The 24,288-nt window shown below is 58.4% G+C and carries 21 protein-coding genes, 1 pseudogene and 1 riboswitch; of the genes and pseudogenes, 10 read left to right on the forward strand and 12 right to left on the reverse strand.

Annotated elements, in window-relative coordinates:
• Positions 1 to 243: 243 nt before the first annotated feature.
• The 5 genes and pseudogenes from I6J19_RS10210 to I6J19_RS10935 all read left to right on the forward strand — a co-directional run.
• Complete coding sequence (locus I6J19_RS10210; protein ID WP_038628314.1) at positions 244 to 936, forward strand: Rv1157c family protein; 693 nt, start codon at positions 244 to 246, stop codon at positions 934 to 936.
• A gap of 96 nt (positions 937 to 1,032) precedes the next feature.
• Positions 1,033 to 1,677, forward strand: coding sequence for a ribonuclease FAU-1 family protein (locus tag I6J19_RS10215; RefSeq protein WP_038628311.1), 645 nt, complete (start codon positions 1,033 to 1,035; stop codon positions 1,675 to 1,677).
• Between the two features lie 30 nt (positions 1,678 to 1,707).
• Entirely contained in the window at positions 1,708 to 2,319 is a 612-nt protein-coding gene (locus tag I6J19_RS10220) for a suppressor of fused domain protein (RefSeq protein WP_038628309.1), read from the forward strand.
• Between the two features lie 107 nt (positions 2,320 to 2,426).
• Positions 2,427 to 2,924, forward strand: a complete 498-nt coding sequence (locus tag I6J19_RS10225) for a hypothetical protein (protein ID WP_038628306.1) — start codon at positions 2,427 to 2,429, stop codon at positions 2,922 to 2,924.
• 14 nt (positions 2,925 to 2,938) lie between these two features.
• A pseudogene (locus I6J19_RS10935) lies at positions 2,939 to 3,070 on the forward strand (amidohydrolase); the annotation flags it as partial.
• 383 nt (positions 3,071 to 3,453) lie between these two features.
• On the opposite strand, the gene I6J19_RS10230 reads toward I6J19_RS10935, so the two are convergent.
• The 6 genes from I6J19_RS10230 to I6J19_RS10255 all read right to left on the reverse strand — a co-directional run bounded on the left by I6J19_RS10230 (position 3,454) and on the right by I6J19_RS10255 (position 9,175).
• A complete protein-coding gene (locus tag I6J19_RS10230) occupies positions 3,454 to 4,638 on the reverse strand; it encodes an acyl-CoA dehydrogenase family protein (RefSeq protein WP_038628303.1) in 1,185 nt (394 codons plus the stop codon).
• Positions 4,639 to 4,745: 107 nt separating this feature from the next.
• A complete protein-coding gene (locus I6J19_RS10235) occupies positions 4,746 to 5,591 on the reverse strand; it encodes a YdcF family protein (RefSeq protein WP_038628300.1) in 846 nt (281 codons plus the stop codon).
• Positions 5,591 to 6,106 carry a nucleoside/nucleotide kinase family protein gene (locus I6J19_RS10240; RefSeq protein WP_038628299.1) on the reverse strand — a complete coding sequence of 172 codons (516 nt, stop codon included), beginning with the start codon at positions 6,104 to 6,106 and terminating at the stop codon, positions 5,591 to 5,593. Before I6J19_RS10240 ends, I6J19_RS10235 begins: the two co-directional genes overlap by 1 nt.
• A gap of 19 nt (positions 6,107 to 6,125) precedes the next feature.
• The gene (locus tag I6J19_RS10245) at positions 6,126 to 6,944 is read right to left on the reverse strand and encodes an energy-coupling factor transporter transmembrane component T family protein (protein ID WP_038628296.1); all 819 of its coding nucleotides are present in this window, start codon (positions 6,942 to 6,944) and stop codon (positions 6,126 to 6,128) included.
• Entirely contained in the window at positions 6,941 to 8,557 is a 1,617-nt protein-coding gene (locus I6J19_RS10250) for an ABC transporter ATP-binding protein (RefSeq protein WP_038628292.1), read from the reverse strand. Before I6J19_RS10250 ends, I6J19_RS10245 begins: the two co-directional genes overlap by 4 nt.
• 9 nt (positions 8,558 to 8,566) lie before the next feature.
• Positions 8,567 to 9,175, reverse strand: a complete 609-nt coding sequence (locus tag I6J19_RS10255; protein WP_038628289.1) for an ECF transporter S component — start codon at positions 9,173 to 9,175, stop codon at positions 8,567 to 8,569.
• A gap of 158 nt (positions 9,176 to 9,333) precedes the next feature.
• On the opposite strand from I6J19_RS10255, the gene I6J19_RS10260 reads away from it, so the two are divergent.
• Entirely contained in the window at positions 9,334 to 11,385 is a 2,052-nt protein-coding gene (locus I6J19_RS10260) for a DUF2339 domain-containing protein (protein WP_038628287.1), read from the forward strand.
• Positions 11,386 to 11,473: 88 nt separating this feature from the next.
• Entirely contained in the window at positions 11,474 to 11,671 is a 198-nt protein-coding gene (locus tag I6J19_RS10265; RefSeq protein ID WP_038628285.1) for a hypothetical protein, read from the forward strand.
• 169 nt (positions 11,672 to 11,840) lie between these two features.
• On the opposite strand, the gene I6J19_RS10270 is transcribed toward I6J19_RS10265, so the two are convergent.
• The 3 genes from I6J19_RS10270 to I6J19_RS10280 all read right to left on the reverse strand — a co-directional run bounded on the left by I6J19_RS10270 (position 11,841) and on the right by I6J19_RS10280 (position 16,122).
• Positions 11,841 to 13,184, reverse strand: a complete 1,344-nt coding sequence (locus I6J19_RS10270; RefSeq protein ID WP_038628282.1) for an alpha-amylase family protein — start codon at positions 13,182 to 13,184, stop codon at positions 11,841 to 11,843.
• A 4-nt stretch (positions 13,185 to 13,188) separates the two neighbouring features.
• Positions 13,189 to 14,604, reverse strand: a complete 1,416-nt coding sequence (locus tag I6J19_RS10275; protein ID WP_038628279.1) for a M20 metallopeptidase family protein — start codon at positions 14,602 to 14,604, stop codon at positions 13,189 to 13,191.
• Between the two features lie 135 nt (positions 14,605 to 14,739).
• Positions 14,740 to 16,122 carry a M18 family aminopeptidase gene (locus tag I6J19_RS10280; RefSeq protein ID WP_038628275.1) on the reverse strand — a complete coding sequence of 461 codons (1,383 nt, stop codon included), beginning with the start codon at positions 16,120 to 16,122 and terminating at the stop codon, positions 14,740 to 14,742.
• Positions 16,123 to 16,386: 264 nt separating this feature from the next.
• On the opposite strand from I6J19_RS10280, the gene I6J19_RS10285 reads away from it, so the two are divergent.
• Positions 16,387 to 16,584, forward strand: a complete 198-nt coding sequence (locus I6J19_RS10285; RefSeq protein WP_038628272.1) for a hypothetical protein — start codon at positions 16,387 to 16,389, stop codon at positions 16,582 to 16,584.
• A 2-nt stretch (positions 16,585 to 16,586) separates the two neighbouring features.
• On the opposite strand, the gene I6J19_RS10290 is transcribed toward I6J19_RS10285, so the two are convergent.
• The 3 genes from I6J19_RS10290 to thiC all read right to left on the reverse strand — a co-directional run bounded on the left by I6J19_RS10290 (position 16,587) and on the right by thiC (position 21,313).
• Positions 16,587 to 18,062: a glycosyltransferase family 87 protein gene (locus tag I6J19_RS10290; RefSeq protein WP_235191240.1), complete on the reverse strand. Its 1,476-nt coding sequence runs from the start codon at positions 18,060 to 18,062 to the stop codon at positions 16,587 to 16,589.
• Between the two features lie 180 nt (positions 18,063 to 18,242).
• Complete coding sequence (locus I6J19_RS10295) at positions 18,243 to 19,226, reverse strand: HtaA protein (RefSeq protein ID WP_236658483.1); 984 nt, start codon at positions 19,224 to 19,226, stop codon at positions 18,243 to 18,245.
• A gap of 380 nt (positions 19,227 to 19,606) precedes the next feature.
• Positions 19,607 to 21,313, reverse strand: coding sequence for a phosphomethylpyrimidine synthase ThiC (thiC, locus tag I6J19_RS10300; RefSeq protein WP_038628270.1), 1,707 nt, complete (start codon positions 21,311 to 21,313; stop codon positions 19,607 to 19,609).
• Positions 21,312 to 21,433: riboswitch (TPP riboswitch) on the reverse strand. Its footprint overlaps the gene before it by 2 nt.
• A 383-nt stretch (positions 21,434 to 21,816) precedes the next feature.
• On the opposite strand from thiC, the gene I6J19_RS10305 reads away from it, so the two are divergent.
• Positions 21,817 to 22,347: a hypothetical protein gene (locus I6J19_RS10305; protein WP_224792285.1), complete on the forward strand. Its 531-nt coding sequence runs from the start codon at positions 21,817 to 21,819 to the stop codon at positions 22,345 to 22,347.
• Positions 22,344 to 24,191 carry a hypothetical protein gene (locus tag I6J19_RS10310; RefSeq protein WP_038628264.1) on the forward strand — a complete coding sequence of 616 codons (1,848 nt, stop codon included), beginning with the start codon at positions 22,344 to 22,346 and terminating at the stop codon, positions 24,189 to 24,191. Before I6J19_RS10305 ends, I6J19_RS10310 begins: the two co-directional genes overlap by 4 nt.
• Positions 24,192 to 24,288: the final 97 nt, after the last annotated feature.

The following is a 24,288-nucleotide window of genomic DNA, read 5'->3' on the forward strand; positions in this document are numbered from 1 at the left end:
CGAAACGCCATTAACCCCATAAGCATGCAGTGTGCCTCAATTGTCACAATCATCTCTTTCTACACCTTCATCCACTCTGATTGACTTGCGACACGCGGGAACCCGTGCGTTAATCTCCTGAGAAGATTCTGAACATTTCTTTTTCAAATCTTTCCAATTCACGTTGGAGTCGTTCTAAGATGAGCAACGATTCCGAAATTTTGATTCCGACTCCAATAGCCCACGAATGAGAGGTACTTCACCGTGGTTTCGACTGGACGCTCCTTCCTTCGCCGTGCCGCAGCGACCTTGGGTGCAGCTGCAATTCTCACTGCGGGCATGACTCCCGCCGCTTCTGCTTCCCCCTCGCTGGACTCCCTGAACATCGCTTCGCCGGATCTTTACGGCAACGCGCGCGACATCATTAACTCCCCAGGCGTTCCTGAGGAAATTTCAAGCGCGCTGAACAAGGGAATTGACTTCCTGACTGGTGAGGGCGACGGCGAGCCGGGCTTCAAGGTTCCGGAAGGCGCCCCGAAGACCAACCAGTTCCTGCTGCCGACCGTGGCTGACAAGTGCATCGGTGGCGAAAGCCGCTCCATCGGTATGGCCACCTCCGTTCCGGGTCCGGCTGACCTGCCGCTGCCTGGCGTTCCGGAGAACCAGCTTGGCTTCGTCTTCACTGGCCTGGGCACCAAGCAGCTGGCTAAGGAACAGAACACCGAGATGAACGTCTACTGGGTCAACGTTGCCAACGGCAAGTACGGCAAGACCACCCTGCAGAACAACGGTATTAACGCCGAGGAGGGCCCGGGCGCTGTCAACGGCACCGCTGACACGGGCAAGGGCTTGGTCATCGCTGTCATGCAGGGCGGTATCACCACTCAGGAAGAGCCTGGTCCGACCAACTGCAGCTACACCCCGACCGCCGGTGTCTTCCCGGTCGGCCTGAACTAAGTTTTTCTAGTTCTCCCCTAGCCCTTTTTGCATCACGTATGCAGAAAGGGCTTTTCTATGCCCAAAAAGGCAGCACCCACACGTTAAGGTATTCGCATGTCCACTTCACCGGCCACTTCGGCTTCGACCGCGGCAGCTCCTGCACTCTCCCCGATTCACTCGAGTCAGGACACACATCCTCCAAAAGTCGAGACCTTTGACCTACGTGAAATGGTCAACACCGACCCCAAGGGCTTTCAGCGCAAAGTCGACGAGTTCCGAGCTCTCACGCCCAGCCGCCTCTATATGCGCCGTGGGATGGATCATCCAAAGTTTGGATATCTTGAGTCATTCCTGCTTGCCGACGAGGGGTTGCGCATCAGCATTTATCACTTCCGCCCGGGCGTGAAGGTGGAACACCAACGCTACGTCGATATTGTCAGCATCGACCGGACTGATCCGCAGTGCTGGCGTATGACCGATTTGTATCTCGACATCCTGCAGGCACCGACCGCCCCTGAGGCCATAGCTCCCCTACCTGTCGATGCGGCCACACAGATTCGAGTTGAAGATGTCGACGAGCTCGTCGCGGCCCACACTCAGGGACTGATTAGCGATGAACTCACCGAGTTCGCTATCGAGACCACGCTGACTGCACGCGCCGCAATCGCTGCACACGGTGACAACATTGATGCGTGGATGCAGACTTTGAACCTCGAAGCGACGTGGGCTGACGCTGTTGAGCTTTCGCCTGCAGCCTAGAACTACCACCTCAACAAAGGAGTACCGTTCGTGTTCGATAACTTAACCGGCCCCATCCCTCCCGCCGGCCCTGATGGCAATGCGATTATCAAAGCCGTCCGAGCAGCATTTACCTCCTACTTTGAAGAGTCCAACCCCGGCGAAGCCCAGCTGACCTTCCTCGGCTCTGCTCCGCTGAAGATGCTGCGCTTCGGACCTGACACAGGCCGGATTGTCACCTACGCAACACTCGGTTGCAGTGCCGAGGCAATGCAAGATCCGTCCGCAATGGTGGTGGACACCAACTCTGGCCCGCGTGCCGAGCTCATCTTGCCTATTCGTGGTGGTCTGGACGAAGTCATCCGCCCGCTGGGTATTCTTGCCGCTTCCCCAAGCATCGAAGGCCTCATCCTCACCGAGGGTGCACTTATCGACTTCGGCCAGCCACTGTGGGATCAATCGCGCTTCACCGGTTTTGTGCTGCTCAAGGCAGAAATCCCGCCGGTCGTGGTAGAGGAAACCGAAGTCACGATCTTCCAGCCAGTCCCGGCCACAACCAACGAATTTGCCCTTGCTCGCGCTAAGGGCGTTGACGAACTGCGTCGCGTGTGGGAAACCCAAGGTGTCGACTTCACCGACCCGTACCGCACCAGCGCTGTATAAAAGTTAGCTTTTTCGACGGTTGCCGATTATCTGCTCGTCGGCAAGCGATAAGTGCAACCTAGCAGTGACGTTTCGCGCCGAGACAGCGTGGTTTAGAGTGTGGAGTTATGGTAGTCAATTCGGCTAAAGACGTTCCTTACCATGCGGCGCAGTCCTTTAGGTGGTGGCGGCTGGCGGTATATTCTTACGTCCCGGCGCTACTCCTCACCGTGGTCAGTTCCCTATTGAAATGGGATGCGACTGTTACGGAAGCGGCAAAGGCCAACAACATCGAGATTTCTGCTGCTCAGACCAGCTTGGCTGTGAGCTTCGCGTTTGCAATTATCGCGCAGACGGCAACGGCGATTGCGTGCTGGTGGCTTGCTGGCAAACTCCTTGAAGGATCGACTGCAGCGCGCACGGTGCTGTCCGTGGCAGCGGCAGTTTTTGTCATTAATGCATCAATGACTCTGGTCGGAACGATTTCCCAGTTGCGCTCCGGAGACTCATCGGTGCTCGGTTTGATTACAGCTGGCCTGCTGATTGTTGCCTCTATCATCGCCGCAACTGCAACCGTCCAGTCCTACCGTGGCGAGCGAAACCAGAAGTTCTTTGTGACGACGTAGGCAGCTCTTAGTGACTCGGCGGCTTCGCGGATGAGAGCAGCGCTGTTGGCAACCACAACCCAGCTTTCGCCCCTGACCTCCAACCCACTCTTGACCGGGGAGTAGAGGCAATCGTTGTAGCTACCTGTGCTTGGTTGGCGAAATGAGGGTGTGATTAGCGAGGCTGATGCGTGCGGCTGCTGGCGAGCTGGTGGATGGTGTGGTGCCGGACTCGTGCGGGACGGCCGAAAACCTGGGGTTAAGAGACAAACCTAACCCCGGCCACACGCCGACCGGACATGCTTCTTGCTACTTATCCCAAAAACTTACGGGCTGCAAATGTGAAACTGTGCGAGTTTATGACATTTTGAAGCCGTTTTTCGGGCCATTTTTGTCATAGACGCAGTCAGTAACTCGCATTGGCTCGCGGTCGCCAAACATAAACGCAGTCAGTAACTCGCATTGGGGTTAATAGACAAATTCTGGGTGATGTGGTGGCGTGAAAAAAGCCCCCGCCTTGATAGCGAGGGCTTAGCGTTTGCACTGGTGACTAGCGCTTCTGAGCGTCTGCGAGAATCTGGCGACCTGCGACCATGCGGCAAATCTGGTTGGTGCCCTCGTAGATCTGGGTGATCTTGGCGTCACGCATCATGCGCTCAACCGGGAAGTCACGGGTGAAGCCGTAACCACCGAGCAGCTGCACAGCGTCAGTGGTGACCTGCATAGCAACGTCGGAGGCGAAAGCCTTGGCGTTTGCGGCCATCATGCCCAGGCGAGCGCCGCCCTCAGCAGTGCCACGCTCAGCGTTAGCGGCTGCGGTGTAGACCATGAGACGAGCAGCGTCAATCTTCATACGCATGTCAGCCAGCATGAACTGGGTGTTCTGGAAAGCAGCAATCGGCTTGCCGAACTGCTGACGCTCCTGCACGTAACCAACGGCGTAGTCGTAAGCACCCTGCGCAATACCCAGTGCCTGTGCACCAATGGTCGGGCGGGTGTGGTCCAGGGTCTCCAGGGCGGTCTTGAAACCAGTGCCCTCTTCACCGATGATGCGGTCAGCCGGGATACGGCAGTTTTCGAAGTACAGCTCCGCGGTCGGGGAGCCCTTGATGCCCAGCTTGTGCTCCAGGCCACCGACGCGGAAGCCCTCGTCGTCCTTGTGAACCATGAATGCGGAGATGCCGTTGGCACCCTTCTCCGGGTCGGTGACAGCCATGACGGTGTACCAAGTGGAGCGGCCACCGTTGGTGATGAAGCACTTGGAGCCGTTGAGGACCCACTCATCGCCCTCACGGACAGCGCGGGTCTTCATGGACCCGGCATCCGAACCAGCCTCGCGCTCAGTCAGCGCGTAGGAAGCCATTTCACCGTTGGCGATGTCCGGCAGGACCTTGCTCTTCAGCTCGTCGGAGCCCTTGAGGATCAGGCCCATGGTGCCCAGCTTGTTCACAGCCGGGATAAGGGAGGACGAGCCACAGACGCGAGCAACTTCCTCAATGACGATGCAGGCCGCAACCGAGTCCGCACCCTGACCACCGAACTGCTCCGGCACGTGGACGGCGTTGAAGCCAGCCTCGTTGAGAGCCTTCAGGGCCTCCTCCGGGAAACGCTCATTCTCATCGACGTCCGCTGCGTACGGAGCAATCTGCTTCTCCGCCAGATCACGGATAACGGCGCGGAGCTCCTGGTGCTCCTCTGGCAGCTGGAACAGGTCGAATCCTGGGGTCAAAGCCATGTGGGTGTTCCTCCCGATTTAATGATTCCGATGTCGTGTTCGATATCGCGCTCTACGCATTTCTACGTAGCACTATCACCGCACGACGTAATTATCTTCGTTTGATACTAATGGCTAACACTTTGTTGCACCCGCGAAATTCGTAAAATTCTCGCGTTGCCGCGCGGCGCCCACAGAATAAACTGCGCTAGGAATTCTCGCAGCAGCGATGTCGCCCAGTACCTTAACGGCGTATAGGCTCCGACGACACACCAGGATTCCAGCCCCCGTTCGCGCACGAGCTTCGCTACCCGTGGCGCATGAAAATCACTGGTCACAACAACCGTTCCAGCGCTCAACGCACCGTCCATGCCGCGCATCAACTCGCACGCATAGTCAATGTTTTCCGACGTATTCGTCGATTGGTCCTCGGCAATCAACTCGATGTCGCCACGCTTTACGACGTCCCCAGCGTTCGCCTCCAACCACTCCGCCATGGCATCCGCTTCGGAACTGATGGCATCTGTCACCGCTTCACTGCCGCGCCCACCGGAGCAGATGATTCGCTCGGTGCGCTCATCACACGCTGCTACTGCCCGCTGCAATCTTTTGGCCAGCAGGGCCGAGGGCCGATTGTTCTTCAATGCGCATCCCAGCACAATCACGGTGTGTGGCGGTACAGTTGGCTTTTTGGCAGCACATCGAAGGCGAACGGCCTCGAAAACTATCGCTGCGGCTCCTGGTACTGCGAGGCCGGCGAGCAGGGGCGTCGTCAAGCGATGCGATGCGCGGGCGTAATAGGCGCGGTAGCTGGCCAGCGTCCACGCGGCACCGACTGCGGGAAGAACCCACCGTGGAGGTCTGCGATTGGGCAGGCGTGGTGGGCGTAGCTCCGAACTAGCGGCGACACGTAGTCCGCCGACGAGGAGCATGGAACCGAAGCCTGCACCGAGGCACGCGAGCGTTTTTCTCATCAGAGCTTCCACGTTAACTGTTCTGGGACGTTGATAGTCCAGTCGACGAGCTGTTGCGGATTGTGCTTGGCCATGTGCTGAGATTCCTGCTCGGCCCACATGTCCCAGTGTTCCTCGAAGTGGTCGTCGCGAGCCATGGCGCGGGCAAAGCGAGTCTGCGTGTCCAGCTCTACCCAGACTCCCCACGCGTTGCCGTCGCCGATGGCACGGGCAGCGGCAAGATTAGCTTCAGTGACAGCGCCGCAGCCTTCGACGATGAGAGAGCAGTCCGGTGGCATCGGCACCCACTCAGCGAATTCGCCGGCGTACCAGTCCCAACGGCGATAACCACGCTCATCGGCCGGTAGCGCGGGGTTCAAAATGGTCTCCGCGACTGCGGCCGATGCTTTGTGCAGGCCGGACCAGCCCGGATAGACATCCTCCAAGTGGATAACTGGCCAGCCGAGGATACTGTGCAACTTTGCCGAAAAGGTGGTTTTGCCACTGCCGGAACGGCCGTCGATAAGCAGAATCATCGTGATCGAAACGCCTTTACTACGCCACGCCCAGGAAGCGGAACTCCCCGGCCCACACGGAAATACCGATTGCTGCGACGGCGATGGCGAGGCAGGCAGCCATGGTGACATAGTCACGCGCGGCCAATGTCGAGGTGTGCCACCACGTACGCTTAATCGGCGCGCCAAAACCGCGGGCTTCCATGGCGGTGGCCAGCTTGGTGCCGCGGCGCAGCGCAAACACCAGCAGAGCGAACACCTGGGAAATAGTGCGGCGAATTGCGCCGTGGTCACCCAAACCGCGTGCGCGACGGGCTCGGGTCAGCGCCTGCCAATCACTGATGAACAGACCGACGAGCCGCAGACTCGCCACCGTTGCCAGCACAAACCGGCTGGGCAGCTTGAGAACCTGCGCCAGCCCATTGCCCAGATCGGTGGGATCGATATTAGCTGTCAGCACGATAACTGGAGTACCGATAGCCAGCACACGCAACATGATCGCGATGGCCAGGGAAATGGAATTATCCGTCACATGCGCAAGCAGAAAGGAGAAATACTCTTTGCCCTCCGGGTTGCCGTAGAGCGCCATCGAGATGCCCGAGATGGGCGCGGCGATAAGAAGCGGCAGGCTGCGTCCTAGAAAACGACGAAAACCCAAACCCGACAGTGGCACCAAGAAAAGCGTGCAGACAAGTGCCACCACTGCGGAGACCCAGTCGATGGAAATCAGCAGCGGTGTGGTGAGCAAGAATAGGCCCAGAACTCTCGCCACCGGGTTGACCGTCGCGAGGAAAGGCTGCTTGCTCTGCTCGGCGCTCTGCGTACCTTCAGCCGTACCGGCGGAACCGACTTCAGTCACGATTTCCCTCCTACTTCGCCCTGGCCGCGCGAACCGCTATTGCTGCTCGGACCGGCCTGCTCCCCCGAACCACGCTGTCCCGGCGCCGCACGGCCTGACCGCTCCGGATGAAACGCATCCATGTCGACGACGTAGTCCCCCATTGCTTGGACCACCAACGGATCGTGGGTAATCGAAATAACAGTTCGACCGTCGTCTGCAAGTTGGCGAAGCAAAGTGAGCAGCTCGGTGAATGTCCGGCGGTCTTGGCCGAAGGTCGGTTCGTCGAGAAGCACAATATCCGGCGCTGTCGCCAGCATGGTCGCCACCGACAGACGTCGCTTCTCACCGCCGGAAAGCGAGAATGGATTCGCCTTGGTCAGGGCGGTTAGTCGCAGCCGCTCAAGTAACTCCTCGATGCGCTGATCAGCGTTGACACCGACAAGCTTGGGGCCAAGCTGCAACTCTTCCAGCACTGTGCCGGTGACGAATTGATGCTCGGGGTCCTGGAATACCGTGCCAATCCGAGTAGCCAACCTCTTCGATGGCCATTTCCACGGCGCGCTACCGCTGCCTGCCACTTGGACCGTGCCCGCCATCGGCTCAAGCAGACCGCCGAGCGTCAGCGCTAACGTGGACTTGCCGCTGCCATTGTGACCAACAATGCAGGTGGAAGCTTGAGATGGGATTGAAATTGATACACCGCGAGCAATCGGTTCAACAGTTTCGCCACCGCTGAACCAGGACTTCTTCGCGCCATAGCCGATGGCCAACTCGCGGGTTTCAATCGCGATGTCACCGCTAGGGTGCCCGTCCTGGTCGCAGGCAACGGAACGGGCGCCCGGCAGCGCGGGCGGCGCATTCGGAATCCACACCCCAGCATCCGTCAGAGCCTGTCCGTGGTCTTCCAAGACTCGATGAGGCGCACCATCGGCAATCACACCTTCGCGGCCCAGCACGATGATGCGGTCAACCACATCGACCCACGCATCCACTCGATGCTCGACCACGATCAGCGCCGCACCGGTTCTCTCCGCCGCGGTAATCGCCGCATCGCGCAGTACCGGCACACCGGCCGGATCGATGTTGGCCGTCGGCTCGTCCAAGCAAATGACCCGTGCGCCCATCGCCAGCACACCCGCCAATGCGAGGCGCTGTTTCTGTCCCCCGGAAAGCCGGTGCGTGGGATGGTCCAGCGGCAAATCCAGTCCCACCACATCCAGGCTGGCGCGTACTCGGTTGCCGATCTCAGCCGGGGCAACGCCAAGGTTTTCCGCACCAAAGGCAACATCGTCGCCAACGCGGGCACTAATCGTCTGCGAGTCAGGGTCTTGCAGCACTAAGCCCACCGCGCCCCGTGCGGAAGCGGGAGTACAACCTTCAATCAGGAGCTCTCCGGTGGCTTCGCCATCGGAGTCGTCGCCAAGTACGCCAGCAATAGCGGCAAGCAGCGTCGACTTCCCTACCCCCGACGCGCCGAGCAACAGCACCTTTTCACCACGCTCCACGTCCAGTGTGATGTCATTCAGTACCGCAGCTTTGCGCCCCGCGTGCCGATATCCGAACCCCCGCGCGCTCACCGCAGGGACATTTCCGCTTGACGACGGCCTCCGCGTCAACGCCTCATCTGTCATCGATTTTTCCTAGACGTCGCCGTGCCGCTCTCGCCCGATGGCAAACCGATCCAGCGCTCCAGTTGCCGCCAGTGCCTTAGCCAGGAAGTAAGCCAGCAGACCGGCGAGGACGGCACCAGACAGCGCCGTGGAGATCAGGTAGATGATGTTGAATTCGAAAGTCTTGGCCAGGTTGCCGGTGAAAAACTCATAGGTCCACGCGCCGACACCTGCCATGAGACCGGAGATAACCACGGTGGCCAGGTTGTAGCTCTTATACGTCAGAATGAGGAACACCAGCTCCGCGCCGAGCCCCTGCGCCAAACCTGAGTACACGGTAGGGATACCCCACTGGTTACCGATTAGTGCTGAAACTGTCGCTGCGATTACCTCAACGAAGATAGCGGCACCCGGCTTGCGAATGATGTACGCGCCGAGTGGCCCACCGAGGAACCACATACCCGCGACCAAACCGCCAAGGCCAGGAGTAAGCGCGTTGACTGCTTCATAGCCCGCACCGCCGATGATGTTCCAGATAACAAAAATCAGGCCAACGGCCACGCCGATAACAGCTGCAATGATGATGTCAATATTGCGCCATGAGAAGTTAGCGCGTGCTGCACTCGCCGATTGCGTCATCTCACTTGCTCCCATTTTTTCTTTAACTCGAGCGATATTGCTCAAAAGATTTTGATGTATTCATTAGCGGCATATGGGGCCTGTGCCGACACGCCCTAAGCACTAACTTTTGCCTACCCTACCGCGCCCAGCAGATGGCCTAGATAACATAAGGAACCATGACTAAAGCCGAGCGGTCATCTACTGGAGATACCCCAACTGCCCAAACCCCTCATCCGCCGACAGTCGGCGATGAGAGGACAGCCGCGGATTCCGCAGTGAAAACTGCCGAGTTCCCTGGTGCTGACAACACCGCTGAGCAGGAAAGTTCTCGCCCATACTACATGCCCTCATTGACGTGGGGCGAGAGACTTGACCTGTCTGCGAAGCAGTGGTGGCCACTCATCGGAGTTGTTATTGCGATACAGCTTGTCGCTCGCATTCTGGTTCTGACTAGCCATGGTTTTTACTGGGATGACTTCATCATCGTTGGCCGCCTTTACGACACCTCGCTGCTGAGCAAGGACTACCTGCTTCAGGATCACGACGGGCACCTTGCACCACTGGCCTTCCTGGTGCAAGGCCTCTATCACCTCATTGCGCCGTGGAACTGGTGGCTGCCGGCTATCACCATGGCCGTGATGTCGGTAGCGCTGACATACGCCACCACTAAGCTCTTTGAGCTTCTCACTGGCCGCACGCTGGTGTCGCTCTTCCTCATCACGGTCGTCGCCTGGACTCCGCTGATGCTTCCGGGAGACACCTGGTGGTCGGCTGCGGCCAATTCCCAGCCGTTCCACCTGGCATTCGTGGTTTTCATGATTGTCGCTATTCGCACCACTATGCGTCGTTCTTTCGGCCCCCGCCCGTGGGAAGCCGCTGGTCTGTTTGTACTGCTGGCAGTGGCGCTGGGATTCTTTGAGAAGTCCCTGGCTATCGCGCCGATTTCGATGCTGGTTGTCATCACTTTGGCTTACATGGAGCGCAGCAATATCCTGCAGGTTCTCCGTCGCGGCCTAGTCATCTGGATCCCATCGATGCTGCTGACCGGCGCCTGGGCACTGTGGTACTACTTCGGCCCCGCCGAAACTACCGGCTTCATTTCTGACAAGCTACAGCCCGAACTGTTCTTCAACGGCCTCGGCCAGATTTTTGCCGGCATCATCGGCGGGCCAACAAGTTGGGAACGTTGGGCTCCGGGACAGCCGTTTGCCTCCGCTTCGTCTCAGCTGATTACTCTCGGCGGCATTATTCTGTTGATTCTGTCTGCCACCCTCATTGGCCGCGACTACCGTGGCTGGGCTCCGTGGACGCTATCGGTGGCGTACATGTTCACCACCTTGTTCGCCATCACCCTGTTCCGCTCGGGAGAGAACACCTCCGGCGTGCTGGCGCACACTTTGCACTACTACTCTGATGTCGCGCTCGTGATCGCTATCTGTGTCGCGATCTCCCTGGCGGGACTCCCGCCAAAGGACGAGGCGCCGGCTCTGCTACCGGCTCGTACGCACATTCTGATTTGGTCGTTGGGTGTCGCACTGGCGGTCACCTCCTCGATTTCCGTGGTTACTTACCGCAATGCCTGGTCTGATGACATCGCAATGGAGTGGATCGGCAACACCAAGGCGTCGCTGTCCGCGCTGCGCGAGGAGGCCGACGCCGCTGGCCCCGACAAGGCGATCGACTACAACCTCATTGACCAGCCCGTCCCCTTCGAGATTCTCGTGCCCGTCGCCGCTCCGATGAACATGTACTCGCGCGTTTTTGATGCGGTCGCCGATCGCCCACCATTTGAGCGCGTCACCGGTCACCCACGCATGTTCAATACCGACGGTTCGCTTATCGACGCCAAGGTCTCCGAGATTACCCGGGTCACCGATGGCCCTGTCGAGCAGTGTGGCCATCACATCACAGTTGGTGAGGACGGCACTGCGTCGGAGGACATCAAGCTTGAGAACATTATCAAGCTCGGTGACTGGGTGCTTGAGTTCCCGGCCACCGCCTCTGAGGACATGGATGTGCGCCTGTCGCTACCCAATCCTTTCGAGACTGAAGAGCAAACCCGCGCTGGTTCCACGGTCGTGAAGATGAACAACGATCTGCGGCCGCGCTATGCGTACCTCAACGGTGGCGGAAATACTCTCCGTGTCGATGTGGAAAAGGCGTCTCCGGGGGCAACGCTATGCATCGGCGCGGGGGCGATTGGCCCCTTGGTTCCCGCAAGCCGTTAAGAATCCTCTAAGATATTGCTTTAAGATAATGTGAGAAAAGTTCATTAGCCCTTGTAGCTATTGTTTTTCCGACAGAGGAGCCACATCCATGCGTAACCGCATCGCCGGCGCTATCGCCGCATCCGCCATTGCCGCAGCAGCCCTGGTCGCTTGCTCTCCCCCGAACGAGGTTGACTCGGACGTAAAGGTCGGCGACCAGGCCAACCCGTCGGAGACCTTCGAGCAGAAGGCCACCACACCGGCACCCTCCGACGAGATGACTCCTGCTGAGACCGCAGAGATGTAACTGCAGATTCAATAATTGAAACTGCGAAAACCGAGGTAGTTAGCAAACAGAAACGCAGTCACTACCCCTTGTGCCCACTCATCGATGGGGCGCGAAAGAATTACCGCCCGGGCCATGGTGTCCGGGCGGTTTTGGTTCTCTGGGGGCAGCCTAGAGCCACGATGAGAGCCTAGGAAAACTCAAATTCCACGTGGTCACCATCACGGATTACCGCGCTGGTTGCGCCATTTTCCAGGTTCAGCTCGACAATGAGCGAGGGCATCTCGCCGGAAACTCCAGCCTCACCCGAGGCCCCGGCAGCATCGTCCACGAGCGCCGCATCGGTCGCGATCACGCGGTAGCGAAGGAAACCATTGCGCAATTCATCAGTCTCCACGCGAGCGGAGTGCAGCCATGGGAATCGGCGGCGCAACGCAACGAGCTGCTGATAGGAGCGGTAGAGAGCCTCGCCGAGCGTAGAGAGTTCCTCCGGACTATCCGGGAACACTGGACGGACCTGGTCGTCACCGCCGATGCGTTCCTCTTTGAGACCGGTATAGCCCTGTTCGTCACCGTAGTAGACCAGTGGCACACCGGCCACGGTAAACAGCACCGTTGCCGCCAGCACGGCCTTGTCGGCCCCTACCTGTGTCGCAATGCGTGAAACATCGTGGTTTCCCACAAACGTCACCGGCACAAAAGACTCCGCGAAGGTGTTATGGCGCTTCAGAGTCCAGTCCAACTCGAAGAAGTTTTCCTCCTTCAGCGCCGACCAGGTCGCTTTCCACAGCTCGTATTCCGTCACCGAGTCCATGCCGGACACCGACACAATCTCCGCATAGTCGCCGTGGATGACCTCCCCGTAGATAAAAGCATGCGGGTGCTCAGCACGCACTCGCGGCAAAACCTTGTGCCAGAATTGTGGATCCACTGCGTAGGCCGCATCCAGGCGCCAGCCATCAATCCCCCGCACCAGCCAGTAATTCATGACGTTCACGACAAAATCAACAGTCGCGTCACTGGTGTGATCGAATTCGACCAAACTCTCATGTCCCTCAAACACCGACGCGATCATGTCGCCATCTGAGTGCGTAAACGCAAAGAGCTGCGCTTCTTCAGAGTCAGGGTTTTCCTTCGCGGTCTTCAGCGCGGGCGCCTCTGACCCGATGTGGTTGAAGACGCCGTCGAAAAGCACTTTGATGCCGCGCTCATGGGCAGCTTCGATGACGGCCTTCATGTCCTCTTCGGTGCCTAGGCGCGAGTCAATGCGGTAGTAGTCCTCGGTATCGTAGCCGTGGCTGGTGGACTCGAAAACTGGTGCCAGTTGCAGGACGTTGAGTCCCAGTTCCTGGACGTAGGGCAGCCAGTCAATCAGTTTGCGAATTCGATTGACCGGCGCGGCGCCTCGATCCTTCTCACGGATGGGCGCTCCCACAAACCCCAGTGGATAGACGTGCCATCCAATCGCCCACTTCGTCCACTCAGGTGCGGCGGCAGCGAGCGTCTTATCAGGGGCGTTGGGGGTAGTGGACATTGTCCTATGCATCCTCTCTAGGTGCCTGAGGCTGATTGGAATTATCTGGTGCCGTCGCAGCCTCAGGGGTCGGTGAGGTCTCCCCCGCCGATTCGCTTGACGACGCCCGCGCCTGGCCCGCATGCGACTTCGGCGTGCCAAGGCCTGCATTCCGCGGCCGTGGAGGCACGGTACCTGCTGCGGGCATGATCGGAGATGCGACAGGGCGCTCCGGCGGTTGGCTCTTCGACGGGTTCAGTGCATCTAGCGCGATTTGGATTTCCGTGCGCATGCCGCTGACCATGGCTCTCTCCACAATTTTAAACTTGGAGTTGTGAAGAAAGAAGGGATTACCCGCTTCCGGGCCACCGGTGCCGAGGAACATGTAACAGCCCGGCGCTTCACGGGAAAAATACGAGAAATCATCCGAAGGAGCCCACGGATCGGCAGCGAACACCTTGGACTTGCCAACCGCCTTCGTCGCCGCATGCCAAGCACGATTGACCGCAATGTCGGCGTTGACCACCATCGGGTACGGAATCTGCCAGTCGAAAGTCGCCTGTGCACCGTGAGCCTGGCAGACGCCGTTGACGACGGCCTCGATACGCTGGCAGACAATCTCCCAGTCGGCCTCATCCACCGAGCGGATGGACACTTCCAGGTTGGCCGTATCCGGAATCACGTTGCCGGCCTCACCTGAATGCAGTGAGCCGACATTGACAATGTTCATGTGCTTCGGATCCACATCGCGGGAGACAATCGTGTTCAGCATCAGAGTCACCTCGCTGGCGATGAGCACCGGGTCAATCGACAGCTGCGGGTTCGAGGAGTGTCCGCCACGGCCACGAATCGCGATGGAGACGATGCCCGACATAGTTGTCACTCGCCCAGCGCAAATCCCAACATGCCCCACCGGATGCGGCGCGACGTGGAAGGCATAGACCTCATCTAAGTCATCGGCGGCGCCCTTGTCGACCAGCTCACGAGCCCCGCCCGGCAGCATTTCTTCGGCGTGCTGGAAGATGCACAGCACCTTGCCGTGCAGCTGATCGCGCATTCCGGAAAGCACCTTCGCAGTGCCCAGCAGCATCGCCGTGTGAACATCATGACCACAGGCGTGCATCACACCCGGCGTGCGCGAGGCGTACGGCAGTCCCGTTTCCTCCTGAATCGGCAGCGCATCAATATCCGCGCGGTAGCCGATCACACGGCCCGTGCTGGGGTCGCCTGCTGTGCCCTCGATGACGCCAATTACGGACGTCGGGGTCAACCGGTACGTCGGGATGTCCCACTGATTGAGCAGATCCTCAATCATGTCCGAGGTCCGGTACTCCCGGAAGCTCAGCTCCGGATTCTGGTGCAGTTGGCGACGCCATGCCACCGCCTCTTCGATGGGTACTTCAAGGCGGTGCGACGGCAGGGTGTCGTTAGCATCAGTCATGGTTCATAGCATGACAGAAAATGGACTCCACGACGAGCAGCTACGGAAATTCCCTCACCCATTTTCGCTTCACGACGGCCACAGCGCCCCGACATCTCCCCTGCTAGAGGTGACTTAAGCGCTGCCAGCGAGCTGCTAGTTTCCGGCACCCCAAAAATCCACGGTGAGTTCGGCCAACCACCATGGATCAATCGTGCCGCACATCTCACGCGCCGAGTGCATGGAGACCATCGCAGCTCCGATATCAATGGTGTCAATACCCAGTCGCGTTGCGGTGATTGGGCCGATAGTGGAGCCGCATGGCTTATGGTTCGCAGAGACAAAATACTGCACCGGCACTTCCTGACCAATGCGCTTGGAGGTTTCCGCTGCAATTCGGACAACCTCGGCCTGACCAGCCGCCGTGGTGGCATAGCGCTGGTTGGCATTGATCTTCACCACTGGGCCAGCATTGAGTTCCGGCTGGTGCCCCGGCTCGTGTTCACCTGCATAGTTCGGGTGCACACCGTGTGCGCCGTCGGCAGAGAGACAGATGGAACCGCGGTAAAGCTGCTGGGTGCGTTCCAGGTCAGCGCCTGTGGCCGCTGCGATGCGGGACAGAACGTCGGCAAGCAGTGGCCCTGCAGCGCCCGTGGTGGAGGCGGACCCGACTTCCTCGTGGTCAAAAGCGACCATGACGGGGATAGTGGTTGACGTGCTCCAGTCTTGGCGGAGCAAGGCCTCGAAGGCGACCAGGGAGGAGTGAACACTGAGCAGATTGTCCAGCCGGCCTGAAGCCAGGAACTCATCGTGAGCACCGAAGGTGCGCGGCTGCTGAGTGTCGAAGGAAATGAGGTCCCAGGCGACGATGTCGTCGATAGACAGGCCCGCAGCATTGGCGATGATCTGGTGCACATCGGTGCCGAAGGTATCCAGTCCGATGATTGGTGCAGTGTGATTCTGCTTGTGAAGCTTCAACCCCTCTTCGTTAACCGCACGATTGAGGTGGATAGCCAACTGCGGGATGCGTGCGACCGGACCGGTGCGGGCAAGGTGCTCATTGCCGCTTTTATCAATTACACGGCCAGCGAACTCAATTTCGCGGTCGGTCCAGCTTCCCAACAACGCGCCGCCGTAGACCTCGACGGCGACCTGCGCATAGCCTGCGGCCGAGGCGCGCGCATTGGGCTTCACACGAAAACCGGGCGAATCCGTGTGGGAACCCACAATACGGAAACCGGTCAAATCGGCAGCTGGTGTCTCCGGGACGATCCAAGCAACGGCAGCGCCATCGCGACGCAGGACATAGGCACCGGGTTCGCTTGGCCACTGTTCGTGCTCGTCGACGACCGTGGCACCGGCTGCACTCAGACGGTCAACGACCTGTTGTGCCGCATGAAATGAGCTTGGCGACGCAGTCACAAAATCTATTAAATCCTCAACGTGACTGAGCGCTGCCGCCGGAACGCTGCGCGATGCCGCGTCCGAGGTATCCGCCGAATCCGGGGACTCAGTGGTGGGTGCCGAAGAAATAGCCATAACCAAACTCCTACTTCACATTTGATTCCGCATTTCATTGTATTGGAGCCCACAACTGACCGTAACCGAGCATTAAGCCGGTCCACAGTGTGATGCAGCTTTCATGTTGGGAACGGTATCCACTTAGTCACTTTTGCCCGTTTTAACTCGATATCGGGCATATTCAGACATATAGTGGCAACCGCATCAAAGAAAACCGTTTGAATACAGAAACTCTCAAACCGGAGTCCCGACCGGATTCCGACCACAGAAAGGGTTTATACCGTGAGCCTTGAAAACCTGTTCCCCCGTTCTTTCACTACCAAGCGCGCCTTCTTCTCTCAGCCGCTACGCGAAGCTCTTACCCGCGACACCAGCAGTGACGCTAACGCAGTCCACTTCGGCCACCAGGTTAAGAGCACCCGGAATGAGATCTACAGCGACATGTCTCCCCGTGACATCGTCTCTATGCTGAGCCGCTAAATCTAGCGCTTCCTCAAGTCGAATAAGACCATTGGCTCTGGCTGAGGAAATTTCAACGTCTCCACGGCAGCTAATTCACTGCCAAAACCAGGTCCAACCTCGCCTGTATCACCATCGCCATACCGATGTACCGCAAACGCGTGGCAGCCACCAATAACTAGCATCAATGCCAGCGTCAAGAGCATCGCAGTAATCCCCGAATACATAAATCCGCCGGTATATGGCGTAGCAGCAATCGGGTTTGTCACAGGAAACGTCAGCAGGACCACTAGCAACGCAATACCGATATACGGCCACTGTCTGGTCAATCGGGTCCGCGCCATGGCGGCCAAACCGAACACAGATGTGACCAGCATCAACATGTAGTGGGTCCAAAGAATCGATGAGAATGTGGCTGCAATAAGCCAAGCGCCCGTGATCAGAAATTCAAACCGGTAGACCGGGTTCAACCACGCAACTGCCGTGACCATCAACACCACGCCAAGCGCAATACACAGTGGAATCGTTTTCACGTGACTCGGGTAATCACGAACCACTGTTACTAATAAATCAGGTTTGCCCAGGTCTGTGGCTAAAGTCGACGCCAACGACTGATTCGCACCGCCGACCAAGACCGATGAACCAATGTCGCCGATTCGATCAATCCAATCCGAAATCACCGACATATCAACGCGGATAAACATCCAGACCGCCAGTACCGCCGTGGTGGCCAGCGACCAGAGGGCTGCGCGCCGTCGATAAGCGAAAAAGAGCATCACAGCGATGAGCGCATACGGAGTCAATTTAATGGATGCGACGATGCCGAGCAGGATGCCCGCGAGCCAATGACGAGTGCGCGAGGCAGCAAGACCATAGGCGACGCCCGCGACAATCAGCGGTGTCGTCTGACCGATCCAGAACGAATTAAGAGTGGTCGGCAGAGCGAATACGCATGCGGTAACCAGCGCTGCGATGCCCCAGGGCATGGTGGACCGAAACCACAGGTGGTAGGAGGCTGCGACGAGGACCACGACGGCCATTCCAGAGAGAAAGAGCAACCAAGCAACCGAGGTTTCAAAGCTCATGACGTGGGATATCGCTCCCAGAGCCTTTGCGAACAAAGGGTTTTGCACAAAGGGATGCGTAAATGGCGCAGGCACTTCCTGCGCCAGGCGTGGCCAGACCTCTCCACTCATGGCGGTGAAATCGATTGGATCGGCGTCATAGAGATGGGACGCAAGCCCCCTGTCCATAAGTAGCCCGCCTACCCAGAGCGAAGCCCAATCGTCCGGCTGAGTACGACCATTCCAGGCCAACAGCGAGGCAAGACCACCGAGCAGCGAGACCAGAATAAGAGGCCAGCTCATCACAGGCGATTGCGCCAGCGCGGGGGCCTGACTGGGTTTGCGAGCCCACATTTTTCGCAAGACCTGTGACCGAGACTTCGCAACAGCACGTTGCGACTCCGCAGCCTGTGACGATGCTCCATCCTGTGACACAGGTCCTTCTGCCCGACTATGCCGTCCCACGTTCCTCCTCATCGCTGGTAAGCGCCTCTATCTAATGTAGTGATTCCAATACGGCAGTGGTTACAACCCGCAAGAACCCACAAGGTATAACGGCTTACTTTGAACAAAGTGCCAGGAGGACGACAGTTGGCGGCCGTGATGGCCGGAGGACTATCGAATCTGTGAAATAGTGCCGATAGTCGTGATCAGCTGATCTCCATCGCTGTTGACCACAGCGGCTATGGGCATGCGCTCCATCTCATCCGGGCCGACGTCGTAGCCCTGCGAGACCTCTGCGGTAATAATCTTTCCGGTCGGGCCTTCCTCAATGCGTGGATTACGGACGACCACATGAACCAGACTGAACTTCGCGGTGATGTGAACTTCTCCGCGGTAGCTCTCCCCTTCGGCATCGCTGTTGTCATTGTCGCGGGTAAATGAGACAACACCGGCCTCAGGCTCTAGGGCACCATTCTTGGCAGTGACCCCACCACCCAGTGCGCCGAATACCTTCTCCAGCGCAGACACAGAAATGACTAAATCCTCGCTGGAGGGAGCCGGGGCATTCTTGCCCGGAGCATCGGAATAATTCAACGGGATGTAGATTTCCTCGGCCTCATTAATGGAGCCTGCCGCCGGGTAGACGTAAATACCCCAGTTATCACCGGCAGGAGTCTCCGGCGGGTCAACAACAATGCGGGCCTCAAAACTGCCGTCATCCGCCATCGGGGTAGCCTGACGAGCGATAGAACGTCGCATGTCGACGCCCTGGTTCGGTATTGCCTCGAGAGTTCCAACCGGAGTGACCCAAGCAATGTTGTCGTGCGGATGTTTCCGCGACGAGGACGGAGCACCTTCACTTGGCTTCCAGGAGTCTGGGAACGCACTGTAGAGAACGTAAACACCATTGGGCACACCCGGAGGAATTGGAAGCGGGTAACCACCACGGTTGGCCGACGGATTGAAACCACTACCGCGAACGATAAGAACATCGCCGCGATGAACCGTGGCACCTTCAGCTGGTGTGCCGTCCTCAAAAGTGACAGTAACTTCCGGGGATTCGACATACTTCGGATCCTGCGGCTGGAAGTTCTCCGCTGGATTAATCACATTGGGAAAGTTGTCTGGCACGATTGGCTTCGCAGTTTCAGCCATTGCTGGGGACACAAACACCGAAAGGACCATGGCGCCGGACAGCGAAACCGCAGTAACACCTCTGCGCGCACTCTGCCTCACCGGTCGACGCTTGCCTTCTCCAACGGGCGATGATTCGGAGCCGGACGAAAGGCGAGTTTCGTGAGCATCCGCAAGATGGCGGTGGGAATGATCGAAAGTCAGGAACTTCAGACTGTGCATACAAGCAATGTACACCTGTATATTAGGCTCACCTAACCTATTTATTAAGGCGCGCCTTATCCACCCCCGTTTGAGTCTCAGCGCTGGGATTGGAAGAAATGGCTGAGGGCAAAAGAAAACCGCGGCCAAGCCCAATAGAGCTCGACCGCGGTTTGCTTCAGCAGCTTTGAGACAACCAATTACTCCGCGGTAATCGGCAGGTAGACGCGACCACCCTGATCAGCGAACTCCTGGGACTTCTCAGCCATGCCGGCCTCGATAGCTTCAACGGAGTCCAGGCCGTGTTCCTTCGCGTAGTCCTGCACATCCTTGGAAATACGCATGGAGCAGAACTTCGGACCACACATGGAACAGAAATGCGCGGTCTTTGCCGGCTCTGCGGGCAGGGTCTCATCGTGGTAATCCAGCGCAGTGTCCGGATCCAGAGCCAGTGCAAACTGGTCATGCCAACGGAACTCGAAACGGGCCTTCGACAGCGCGTCGTCACGCTCCTGAGCGCGCGGCAGCCCCTTTGCCAGGTCAGCGGCGTGCGCGGAAATCTTGTAAGTAATCACGCCGACCTTGACGTCGTCGCGGTTCGGCAGACCCAGGTGCTCCTTCGGCGTGACGTAGCAGAGCATGGCGGTACCAGCCTGCGCAATGATTGCCGCGCCGATAGCCGACGTGATGTGGTCATAGCCCGGCGCGATGTCGGTTGCCAGCGGGCCGAGGGTGTAGAACGGAGCTTCCTCACACCACTCCTCTTCCCACTTCACGTTGTCAGCGATCTTGTGCATCGGAACGTGGCCTGGGCCTTCGATCATGACCTGGCAGCCGCGGGACTTGGCGATCCTGGTCAGCTCGCCGAGGGTCCGCAGCTCAGCCAGCTGGGCCTCATCGTTAGCGTCGGCAATGGAGCCCGGACGTAGGCCGTCACCGAGGGAGAACGTGACATCGTACTGTGCCAGAATGTCGCACAGCTCAGCGAAGCGCGTATAGAGGAAGCTCTCCTGGTGATGCGCGAGGCACCATGCGGCCATAATCGAACCACCGCGGGAGACAATGCCGGTAACGCGGTTGGCGGCCAGTGGCACGTAGCGCAGCAGCACACCCGCGTGAACGGTCATGTAGTCCACGCCCTGTTCACACTGCTCAATGATGGTTTCGCGGTAGATTTCCCAGGTCAGCTTGGCCGGGTCACCCTTAACCTTCTCCAGCGCCTGGTAAATCGGCACCGTACCAACCGGCACCGGGGAGTTACGCAGAATCCACTCGCGGGTTTCGTGAATGTCCTTACCGGTGGACAGATCCATGATGGTGTCCGCGCCCCAACGGGTCGCCCACACCATCTTCTCCACCTCTTCGGAGATGGACGAAGTCACAGCCGAGTTACCAATGTTGGCGTTGATTTTGGTGGCAAAGCGCTTGCCAATAATCATCGGCTCGGTCTCCGGGTGCTTGTGGTTGGCCGGAATCACGGCACGCCCCGCAGCAACCTCTTCGCGAACAACTTCCGGATCCACATTTTCACGAGCGGCAATGAACGCCATCTCCGGGGTGACAATTCCCGCACGAGCCCATGCCAGCTGCGTCTTGACCTTCGGGGCCTCCTCAGAGCCTGCAACCGCCGGCACCGCCGGAGCCTTCGGCCACGAGTCACGAGTCTTAGCCAACCCCTCCTTCAGGTTCAGTTCCGGGTTTTCCTCGGTGTAAATACCCGAGGTGTCGTATGCATCGAAGTGAGTGCCGTCCGTCAGATTGATTCGACGGACTGGAACGCGCAGGTTCGCCTCACCGAAATCGTTGCTGAACGCAACCTCGTCGTAATGCTTGTTGCTGCGGTAAATCGGGCCAGTTGTAACCTCGCCCTCTTTCGGCGGAGCGGATACAGATACACGTGCGGCCATGAAGCAACACATCCCTTTCCTACGCTGGTATTACCCAGATTCAGGTTCGTCCGGTCGACGCTCGATCCCTAGCGTCCTCTCAGTGCCGGAATTTCGGTTGGCACTCCCGTGGTTTTGTAATGCGCCTCATAGTCTAACCAATCGTTCGGATTACTTCGGTTATTACACCCATGCTGTCCACCAACGCTTAACGACGTCCCGGGGAACGCACCCCAAAGGTGCAGGTGGTGGCTACGCAGAGGCGTCGTTTTGCACGGCGACCGCGTTGTCCACACCCCCTAAAAGTTATCCACAGCCGGTCTATTTTTCGGCTTCTCAGCAAGCGCAATTGCGACCGCGGTGTTATATCTTTCTCACACAAATTCTTTGGGGAGGGAAAATTGAAAAAGGCGACTACTGCCGCCCTACTGTCAGCACTTCTATGGGGAATAACGGGGACTAGTTGCGCATCGACCGAGGCATCCGTCGAGGACGTTCAACCTGTCGGCGACAATGCGACAACCATGACTACTGACTCGGGCGTGACGTTACCTGCGGGTGTGCTTCCACCCAACAATCCGCCGGAGCCCGGTGATGCTCCACTTGGTCCCGATGGGCACTACAACTACGACGCACCTGAATTCGTACTGACCAATCCGTGTGATGACCCTGCGATTATGGGGCGTTTAGACAGGCTGGGGTTCCGGGAGCAGACGTACATGGAGGGCCGAATCGAAGGAAATAAACAGATTGGCTGCGTTATTGAATCCGATGCTTCCGGCCTGCTGAGCATCTGGCATGCTGCGGTCGCTCACTCACAACTCGAACGCTACAGTGCCGAGCCTTTGGCTCATCACGAAGGGATTTTCAATTGGGTGACATTCACTCAAATCAATCCGCTCGGAAGTTCCGCCTGTATTGCTTCTGTCGAAACAGAACAAGGAGCTCTCGGATTCGTTATCGACACAACCGGACAAGATAGCCCTGACCCACAGCACCGGCTGTGCGCTCCAGTAAATGAGCTGTTAATTGATTATTTGGGGGAAGAATCATGATGCATGCCGTAATTCCAACAATCGACTCTGCAATTCAGAAGTTCCATTCCACGAATTTGCTGGCAAATAATGCCATCCATATCCAGCCAAACTTGGCCGGCTACTCACAGGTTCCGTCACTCCAGCTGGTGGCGACAGAACACAGTCTCGCAATTTCCGGCAGCTCAGGAAGCTCTGCTGCCATCGGATTGTCTCTGGGCAAACAGCTCACGTGGGCGCAAACAAATCTCGCTGACTTCCGTCGCGTGATCACTGAGCACGAGTCCACCATGAATCGGATTCTTCGAAGCATTAACCCATTCAATGGTGACGGCGCTTCCCTTGCCGAAGTAGCGCGCACAAGCGGTGTATTTCAGCGTCGGCCGATGTTTGAAGCTGGAAGTCTCACTTTCGCGCCAGTCACTCTTTCCGCGGAACTTGGTCTCGATGCGAAGTCCCTACTATCCATGTTTTCCTCAACAAACGACGGTGCCGTAGCCGAGGCAATCGCCTACTGGAATAACTTCGCCGACACTATGACCACGTTGGCCAGCAATCTAACCTCCATCTCATCCGGCTTGGTGTCGAGCAACAGCGGTGCTGTCTTCTCTGCTGCGGACTCAACAATGAAAGGTCTGGCCGCACGCGCTACCAGCATCGCCACCGCATCTGAGGTCATGGCCGGGCACCTTGCCGTATTGCCATCTGTGAAGGCGATGGCCGTCAATGCACTATCAGCGATCGAAGCCGAGTCCAAAGCACTCCCAAACCCTGGCGCGCAAAAGGCTTTTGAACAGGCCGAGGTAGCAGCCTTTCTCTCTGGTCCGTATACCGCACAACTACAGACCGCTATTCCCCGAATTCCTAACCTGGTTTCTGCCGATGCGGGAAGTGGTGTGACCGCCGAGGTGTCCGTTGGAGCCACAGTCGCCGGACGTTCTGGAACTAGCCAGTTCAGCCTTTCGCCTGCGGGGATGGCTGGAAGCATGCAGGCCGCCAGCGCACCAGTTGGTGCCACCTCAACTGTTCCGGATTCTCCGACACCGCAATCCACAACCGCGAGCCCTTCCGCTCCTTCGCACTTGCAACCGAGCGCTTCGACTTTGTCGAACCCTACTAATCCGTCTGCTACCCCTGTGCACCCCGCATCACCTAGCAGCCCAACGAGCTCCACAATCTCGCCAACATCCCCGACCGGTAAATCAGCTATGGCTCAACCGAATGCGGCGAATCCAGCCATGGTCGCTCCTTCGGGGGCGAGCACCCCACTTCAACGCTCATCACCGCAAGGAGTTTCGCCTTACGGAGTTCACGGCAACCGGCCGGCTGGCTCCCTCGGTGCAGGACGCACTGCGGGACTCACACCAGCGGGCAATATCCCGGCACTGCCGTATTCTGGAAACTCAAGCCCCCGTCCCCCGGCCTCGGGATTTCCGGCTTCGAGTCCCGGTCGTATGCCAGCGCCGACAGCGGGTCGCGGGATGGGAACCGGCTTGGGTCCCGGGGTCGCTGGTTCTGCCTTGCCAACCGTCTCGAATAGCTCTGGACAGCGCGGAAGTGGATTGATGAATTCCCTAATCAGTGCGCGCAACAGTACTGCTACCGGAGCTACGGGTGCTGCTGGCGGAACCGCGGGCGCCGCTGCTGGAAACCGTGGCGCAGGGGCTTTCGCGGCCACCACTGCGGGCAGCCGTGGTGGATTGCTCCAAAAGGGTTCCGCACCGTCGGCACGCAAACTGACAAACGTGGCCACGATCAGGGATAACGATGCTGGCGCTTTCGAGCAGAACGAATACCAGAAGGAGCTTTTCGGGGATGCACCCATTACTATCCCGGCGGTGATTGGCCACAACGTCCGAGCGTAAAGTCAGCGCGTAAGCCTCCGAGCATAAAGTCAGCGCGTTCATGCTGACTTTTACCCGCTCGGGCGCCACGGGGGATCGAACGGCGTCCGTGAATTCG

The sequence above is a fragment of the Corynebacterium amycolatum genome (genome assembly GCF_016889425.1).
In the GTDB taxonomy this organism is placed as follows: Bacteria; Actinomycetota; Actinomycetes; order Mycobacteriales; family Mycobacteriaceae; genus Corynebacterium; species Corynebacterium amycolatum.